General features: G+C 57.3%; 5 protein-coding genes. 1 reads left to right on the top strand and 4 read right to left on the bottom strand.

What is annotated here, in order from left to right:
* A partial coding sequence (locus NW807_RS06340; protein WP_414425591.1) for an IctB family putative bicarbonate transporter occupies positions 1 to 1376 on the bottom strand: 1376 nt, incomplete at its 3' end.
* 521 nt (positions 1377 to 1897) lie between these two features.
* Here NW807_RS06340 and holA point away from each other — a divergent pair.
* Positions 1898 to 2875: a DNA polymerase III subunit delta gene (gene holA / locus NW807_RS06335; protein ID WP_414425590.1), complete on the top strand. Its 978-nt coding sequence runs from the start codon at positions 1898 to 1900 to the stop codon at positions 2873 to 2875.
* Between the two features lie 61 nt (positions 2876 to 2936).
* Here the strand turns inward: holA and NW807_RS06330 are convergent, their stop codons facing one another.
* The 3 genes from NW807_RS06330 to NW807_RS06320 form a co-directional block, all read right to left on the bottom strand.
* On the bottom strand, positions 2937 to 3548 hold the full coding sequence (locus tag NW807_RS06330) for a cytochrome c oxidase subunit 3 (protein ID WP_414411606.1): 612 nt from the start codon (positions 3546 to 3548) through the stop codon (positions 2937 to 2939).
* Positions 3549 to 3676: 128 nt separating this feature from the next.
* Positions 3677 to 5383 carry a cytochrome c oxidase subunit I gene (ctaD, locus tag NW807_RS06325; protein WP_414425589.1) on the bottom strand — a complete coding sequence of 569 codons (1707 nt, stop codon included), beginning with the start codon at positions 5381 to 5383 and terminating at the stop codon, positions 3677 to 3679.
* 19 nt (positions 5384 to 5402) lie between these two features.
* Positions 5403 to 6416 carry a cytochrome c oxidase subunit II gene (locus NW807_RS06320; protein WP_414425588.1) on the bottom strand — a complete coding sequence of 338 codons (1014 nt, stop codon included), beginning with the start codon at positions 6414 to 6416 and terminating at the stop codon, positions 5403 to 5405.
* Positions 6417 to 6655: the final 239 nt, after the last annotated feature.

The following is a 6655-nucleotide window of genomic DNA, read 5'->3' as shown; positions in this document are numbered from 1 at the left end:
GACGAAGGCTGAGTCCTGGAGGAAGCCAGCTTGGCTGTAACGAGAGCCACCGCCAGCCACCACAGCATCTGCACCTGAGGGCGGTACCAGATGGTGTCCACCAGCCCGTGGGCCATCATGCCAGTGCAAGCCGCTAAGCCTGCGGCCACCCACAGGCCCTCGGGATCCCGGGAGCTAAGCAACCGGTTCCAGCATCTCCAGCCGTGATCCCAGAGCACCAGCAAAAACCAGGCAAAAGCCAGGGATCCAAGAAAGCCAGTCTCCACGGTAAGTTGCAGCGGCACGGAATAGGCCCCGAGGGCGCTGAAGTTGCCCCGCTGGTAAAGGGGATAGACGCGGCTAAAGGCAACATTGCCCGGGCCGATCCCCAAGATGGGAAAGTCGCGGATCATGTCCAACACTGCCGCCCAGACGTTGAGACGAAAATTGTTGCTGGTATCCAGCCTTCCCCAAAAGAGACTCCGAACCCTTAGCCGCAGGGGGCGTACCGTCAAGATCGCAAGCAGCAGCGCAGCTGCGCCCCCTCCCAACAAGGTCGGCACTGTCCATCGTCGCCAGCGGGCCGGCAGGCGGGGGGTGTGCCATTGCGCCAGCAGCACCGCCATCATTCCCAGCGCTGCTAGGCCGCCAATCCAGGCGCCGCGACTGTAGGTCAGGACCAAGCAGAGGAGGTTGACGGCTGTTGTAAAACCAACTAGGAGCTTTACTCCCCAGCCTGGCCAGAGGAAAACTGCGGCCAGACCTAGAGGAACAAGCGGAACCAGGTAGCCCCCATACAGATTGGGGTTGCGCAGATAGCTGTACACCCGCGTCAGGCCCGCCAAGCCTGACTCCGGATCTACCCAGGTGGCCAGTTCTGCTGCCCCGTAAAAGTATTGCCGCAGGCCATAGACCCCCATCGCCAAGCTGACCAAAAGCAGGGATCCGACAATCCAATCCCGGAACTGGGGCTTGCGCAGCAGACGATGCAACAACATATAGCCGGCTAGGTAAAGTGTCAGTTTCAGCCAGCCCTCCCGTGCTGCGTAGGAAACCGGGGAGAGAATGGTTGCCAAGGTGGCAATTCCCCAGAAAAGGCCCAGGGGCAGGTGCAGCGGCAGACCCATCGGCATTTCCACCAAAGCGCCCAGGCCCACCAGAGCGGCCATGGCCAGCAAAATTAGCCCCAGGATGCCAGTGGAGCTCTGCGCAGAAAAGACCCAGTAGAGCAACACCAGCCCCAAGCCAAGCCAGTCGCCAGCTTGGACCAGTAAGCTACCTTGGCCCCAGTTTCTTAAGGATCCCAACAGGCGGCCCAGAAAGCTGCCCTGCCACCAGGACTCGATGGGAAAATCCCGCAGCAGCAGAGCTTGCCACGGTTGCCTTGCTTGTTCCACAGCGCTTCTCCTGCCCGCTAGGCGCCTCCTCTTCTTTTCCAAAGTCTATATCCCCAACGGCCAGGGGCAGGAAACCAAAGGCCAAAGGCTAGCTTCTTGTGCTTGGTTGGGAGCTCTCCACCTCTTCAGAGTTTAGAGGCGCCGCTCCCGACTGACCTGCGTTGAAGGCTTGGGAATTGCGGTAGTGAATTTGCACGCGGGTGGGCCGTCCTAAAGCCAGAGCGGATCCCAGGCAGCGGGCCAAAACTTGGACTTTGAACTCCAGTTCGCCCCTGCTGTCCATTGCTGGCAATCCTCCCTCGGATCCCATCTCTCAGGATTAATTTAGGAAAAGATTGATGACGGTTCTTCAGCGGGAATACAGAATTTGCCCACCTAGGGAAAAGGTAAAGATCTGCAAAGCTGACACCTTGTTCCAGAGAGGGAAGAAGCTTGAACTTGGCCAGGCTTTCTCTAGGAGGTTTCGGACAAAGCATGATTTAGGTAAAATAACGCCTAGAGAAACTACGGAAAAGGGCAGTATGCCCGTTTACCTTTACTGGGGGGATGACAGCTATCGCTTGATGCAGGCGGTGCAAGAGCTGCGCGATCAAGTGCTGGATCCCAACTGGTCAGCCTTTAACTACGATCGCCTGCCTCCGGAAGCCACGCTTGCTGGTCTCAACCAAGCCATGACGCCGCCTCTGGGATCCAATGCCCGCTTGGTGTGGCTGGAAGAGACAACGCTTACCCAGCATTGCCCGGAAGAGCTATCCAAAGAACTGGAGCGGACGTTAGCCTATTTGCCTCCCACCACCCATTTGCTCTTGACCACTAGCAGCAAGCCGGATGGGCGGCTCAAATCTACCCAGCTCCTAAAAAAAGTGGCCATTGTCCGCGAGTTTTCCCAACTGGCCCCCTGGGATGAAGAGGGCATTCTCAAGCAGGTACACAGCGAGGCCCAGCAGCGGGATCTCAAGCTCAGCCCAGAGGCAGCCCAGAAGTTAGCTGAGGCGGTGGGCAACGATAGTCGCCGATTGGCAATGGAATTGGAAAAGCTGGCTTTGTTTACGGCAGGCCAACGGGATCCCATCTCCCCTGAGCAAATCGAGGCCCTGGTTCCTGCTAGCGCCTACAACAGCTTTCAACTGGCCGCCTCCCTGCGCCAGGGCAACTTGGATCGGGCCCTGCAGATCCTGACCCATCTGCTGGATGCCAACGAGCCAGCCCTGAAGATTCTAGCGGTTTTGGTGGGCCAATTCCGCACCTGGCTGTGGGTGCGGCTGCTGCTTGAAGAAGGAGAACGGGATCCCAAAGTCATCGCCCAAAAAGCAGAGATCGCCAATCCCAACCGGGTTTACTTCTTACAGAAAGAGGTGGGATCCCTAAAAAGCTCGGCGCTGCTGGGGGTGATGGAGCAACTTTTACAACTGGAATATCAGCTCAAGCAAGGTCAGCCAGAGCGAGAAGTGTTTCAAGAGGCTCTGATTCAGATCGTGGCTATTCTCCAGAAATCTTGAACTTCTCCGCCCTTGTTGCTCAGTCTAGGGACAGTTCTGACAATTCTCTGAGCTTCGGTACTCAAAGCAGATAGAGCAGGATAAATAGCACAATCCACACCCCATCCACAAAGTGCCAATAGATCTCAGCGGCCTCGACGCCAAAGTGATGTTGGGCACTGTAGTGCCCTGGCTTCAGGGATCGCCAAAGCACCGCCAAAATAAACAGCAACCCTGCTGCCACGTGCAGCCCGTGAAACCCGGTCAAGACATAGAAGGTGCTGGCAAACAAATTGGTGGTGAGGCCAAACTCCAGGTGGCTGTACTCGTAGAGCTGCCCAGCCAGGAAGATGGCACCCATCAGGGCAGTGAGAGCAAACCACAGTCTCAGGCCCTTGACATCATCGGCCTTGATGGCCAACCCGGCTTTGTGAATAACCAAGCTGCTGGATAGCAAAATCACCGTGTTGATGCTGGGCAAAAGCAACTCCAACTCCGGCGTCCCTTCCGGTGGCCAGACTGGGGCGGTAAGGCTGTAGGCCAAGTAGGCCATGAACAGGCCCAAGAATAGACAGCCTTCCGCTACCAGGAACATCAATAGACCAAAAACGCGATGATCTGGGTGCTCAGCATGAGCGGCGTGAGCCTGAGGGTGACCGAGCATCACAGCATCAGAACTGAGGGATCCTTGCATATTCTTGCCCAATCAAACCGTTCGCGTTAGCGGGACGTAGTCCTTTTCTTGAATTCCTCCTAAGACCATGGGGGCAGCCCAGCCGAGATCAAGACAGGAATAGGGATACCCACCCAGCAAGCCACTGGCTAAGAAGAGGTAGTCTCCGCTTCTGCCAACGCCAGCTCCCGCAAGCTCTTCAACTGGGCAGCAAAGTAATCCAGGGTTTCCTTGCTGTGCAGGCCGTAGTCGTAGGGACCAGTCAGCAGAATGGGATCCCCGTAGAAGTTGTGGGGGGGCGGTGGGGAAGAGGTCGTCCACTCCAGCGTCAAGGCCTGCCAGGGGTTGTCTCCGGCCCTGGGCCCGGCCACCCAGGAGTAGATGGCGTTAACCAAGAAGGGCAGCGTGGAAATGGCCAGAATAAAGGCCCCCACGGAGCTAATCCAGTTGAGGTCGGCAAATTGGGGATCGTACTGGGCTACGCGGCGGGGCATCCCCATCAGGCCCAGCTTGTGCATCGGCAAAAAGCACATGTTGAAGCCAACAAAGGTTAGCGCAAAATGCACCCGCCCCCAGAACTCGTTCAGCAGCCGCCCCGTCATCTTGGGGAACCAGTGGTAGATGCCGGCATAGATCCCGAACACGCTGCCGCCGAACAACATATAGTGCAGGTGGGCCACCACAAAGTAGGTGTCGTGGACGTGAATATCCAGGGGAACTGAAGCGAGGATAATGCCGCTCAACCCCCCAATGACAAACATCGAGATAAAGCCAAGGCCAAACAGCATGGCCGACCGGAAGTGGATTTTGCCGCCCCACAGAGTGGCTAGCCAGCTAAACACCTTGATCCCCGTGGGAACAGCAACGGACATAGTGGCAATCATGAAGAACACCCGCATCCAGTCCGGGGTGCCGCTGGTAAACATGTGGTGCGCCCAGACGATCAACCCCAAAAAGCAAATGGCCAAGCTGGAATAGGCGATGGCCTTGTAGGCAAAGATAGGCTTGCGGGCATGCACCGGCAAAATCTCGGAGATGATACCGAAGACCGGCAAGATCATGATGTAAACCGCCGGGTGGGAGTAAAACCAGAACATGTGCTGGTACACCACCGGATCCCCGCCGCCGCTGGGGTTGAAAAAGGCCGTGCCCGCCAACAGGTCAAAGCTGAGCAAGATCAACGCACCAGCCAAAACTGGCGTTGCAATGAGGGTAAGAATAGACGCTGCTAGCATGGCCCAGCAAAACAGCGGCATGTCCTGCATCCTCATGCCGGGCATGCGCATTTTCAGGATGGTGGTGATGAAGTTCACGGCTGCCAGGATGGAGGAGGTTCCTGCCAGCAAAATGCTCAGGATCCAGAGTTCTTCGCCCACTTTGCCGCTGATCAAGCTGAGGGGCGGGTAGGAAGTCCAGCCGGCAGCCGGAGCCTCTATGAACAGGCTGGCCAAAAGCAGGATCCCTGAGGGCGGAACTAGCCAGAAGGCCACTGCATTGAGCTTGGGAAAGGCCATATCCCGCGCCCCAATCATCAGCGGTACTAGGTAGTTGCCAAAGCCCCCTGTCAGCGCCGGCACGATCCACAAGAAGATCATGATCGTGGCGTGCAGGGTAAAGGCGCCGTTGTACCGCTCAAAGCCGAGAAAGTCCGCCTCCGGGGTAGCCAGCTCTGCCCTTACTGCCGTCGCCAGCGCCCCTCCCACTAAGTAGAAGAAAAAGGTGGTCACCAAGTACTGGATCCCGATGACCTTGTGATCCGTGGAGAAGGTCAAGAAGCGCCACCAAGGTTCTGCAGGCGGATCCAAGCTGCTCCTGGGGGCAGCAACGAGGCTAGGATTGTCCTGTAGCTGAGTCATTGCAAAAAAGCTCCTAGTTTCAGCCTGTTCCCGTTCGCGTCAGCGGGACGGAGTCCTTGTGGAGTTTGAGAGAGGTCAAATCCGCAGGCGAGACCCCCAAACGCTGGTGGTGGACTTGGGCAAAAGCCGAAGCAGCCGCAGGGGAATCAGCCGGAGGGTGATGGTGAGTGGGGGGAGAGTCTGCAGCAAGAGCTAGGGCACTGCTATCGCCGCGAGCGGCTAAAAGTTGCTCCTGCTGCCAGCGCTCGAAGTCTTCTGGTCTTTCCACAATCAATTGCGTAGCCATCACCCCGTGGTAGGGGCCGCACAGCTCCGCACAAATGATGGGGTAAGTCCCCAACTGGGTAGGCACAAACTCCAGGTGGGTCTCTCGGCCTGGAATGAGATCCTGCTTTAGGCGAAATTGCGGCACCCAGAAGGCATGGTTGACATCAAGGGCCGTCATATTCAAGCGCACCCGCCTGTTGAGGGGAAGGTGCAGCTCACTACTCACCAAGCCCGATTCATAGGTAAACAGCCAACCGTATTGCATGCCCTGCACCTGAACGACCAGATCCGGCTGGCCCATCTCTTTCCCAGGTAGCACCACAGGGGTATAGGCATAGCCCGGCTCCCCTGCCTTGGCTTCCTCGGAAGAGCCCATCCCCATGGCCGCGTGCATATGCCCGCCCACATTGGTGCCTCCGTAAATAGCCTGGTAGACATCTATGCTGGCTAGGCCCAACCAAAGGATGATCAGAGCCGGCACTGCTGTCCACACGATCTCCAACAGCACATTGCCGTGACTGGGATCCCCGTCGCCGTGCTCCCCCCGTCGCTTGCGGTAGCGGATGACACAGTAGAGGAGCACCCCTTCCACCACTAGAAAGATGCCGGTGGCGATGGTGATGGTGCTGTTGAAGAGGCTATCGAAGAGGGGAGCTGAGTTGGCTGCCGCTTCGGGGAGGAGATGGTGATTCTGGCCATACCAGAGGCTGGCTAGGGCTAACAGAACCCCAATCCCCACCAAAAGGATATTTTTGAGGGCACTCACAGCTGCTTTTCCCCCTGCTACTGCCTGCCCACTCCAGCAGATTCTGCCAACAGAGCCAGAGCAGGCTTGTACTCATTTCCATTCAACTTGCAGGAGCTGGAGAGAAGTGTCTGTCCTTAGGGATCTTTTCGGGATCTCGGTCGGAGCGCCGGATCCCTAGCTTCACAGCGGCCGTCCTACTGAGGAAGCGTAGCTCAGCACAAAGAAATTCTTAAAAAGCCTTTGCCAACCGCAAAGCC

Origin of the sequence: Synechococcus sp. R70.1 (assembly GCF_047461675.1) — a bacterium.
Taxonomy (GTDB): Bacteria; Cyanobacteriota; Cyanobacteriia; order Thermostichales; family Thermostichaceae; genus Thermostichus.
This window is presented reverse-complemented; position numbering and strand designations above follow the sequence as displayed.